This window comes from Chryseobacterium sp. SIMBA_029, from assembly GCF_046535275.1.
Classification (GTDB): domain Bacteria; phylum Bacteroidota; class Bacteroidia; order Flavobacteriales; family Weeksellaceae; genus Chryseobacterium.
In genome coordinates this window covers 1-231 of the sequence record NZ_JAWRXA010000924.1, presented here as the reverse complement: position 1 = coordinate 231, position 231 = coordinate 1, and the positions used below count along the sequence as shown (strand labels likewise).

Annotated in this window: 1 protein-coding gene; it reads right to left on the bottom strand. The window is 51.5% G+C overall.

Translation table 11 applies throughout. The annotated features are described in order from the left end of the window. Positions 1–36: 36 nt before the first annotated feature. On the bottom strand, positions 37–231 hold a 195-nt coding region (locus SB679_RS26525; RefSeq protein ID WP_410705441.1), incomplete at its 5' end, for a hypothetical protein.

The following is a 231-nucleotide window of genomic DNA, read 5'->3' as shown; positions in this document are numbered from 1 at the left end:
CACAACTTAGGCCTCACGGTGGAAAAGGCAAGCACATCAATGGCTTGCAGGGTTTGCCAGATAGTTATGCACAGATTTGCGAACATTTTCTGTGGACAAGTCCACAATAGAGATTCTGGTTTTTTTGCCTTTGGCGGTGCGATCCTTCTGTGTGCCCGCGGCGTTGGCCTTTCCTTGTTGTGTGCCGACACCGTAGGCACACAAACGCCGTAGGCAAAAAAGAACCGCCGC